The 520-nt window shown below is 71.7% G+C and carries 1 protein-coding gene; it reads left to right on the forward strand.

Annotation, left to right across the window (positions count from 1 at the left end; genetic code table 11):
• Positions 1-520 (forward strand): TrmH family RNA methyltransferase (locus HWY05_RS38565; RefSeq protein ID WP_279614204.1); only part of this gene is annotated, 520 nt, incomplete at both ends.

A 520-nucleotide genomic window follows, 5' to 3' on the forward strand; every position in this document is an offset into this window, starting at 1 on the left:
CCGACACGGTGCCCTACATCACCGTCACCAACCTGGCGCGTGCGCTGCGCGAGCTCAAGGATGCCGGCGTGTGGGTGATCGGCACCGCCGACGACGCCGGCGCGAGCCTCTACGAGACCAAGCTGGACGGCCCGGTCGCGCTGGTGATGGGCGCCGAGGGCGAGGGCATGCGCCGCCTCACGCGCGACACCTGCGACGACGTGATGAACATCCCGATGGCCGGCAGCGTCGAGAGCCTGAACGTCACGGTGGCGCGGCTCGCTCGCGTGGCCGGCGCGCGGGCCGCGTTCGCCTCGCGGGTGCTGGTGTTCGGCTGCGCGGCGGCCTTGCTCGCCGCCTGCGCCTCGCCGACGCTGGTCGATCGCGATGGTTACGTCGCCGATACGAGCCATCCGGCGCGCGGCACCGATTCGCGCGTGCGCTTCCTGGTGCTGCACTACACGGAGTCGGACGACCAGCGCGCGCTGTTCGTGCTGACCCACAACGAGGTCAGCGCGCACTACCTGGTGCCGAGCCATCC

This window comes from Paraburkholderia sp. BCC1876 (assembly GCF_902833695.1).
Classification (GTDB): domain Bacteria; phylum Pseudomonadota; class Gammaproteobacteria; order Burkholderiales; family Burkholderiaceae; genus Paraburkholderia.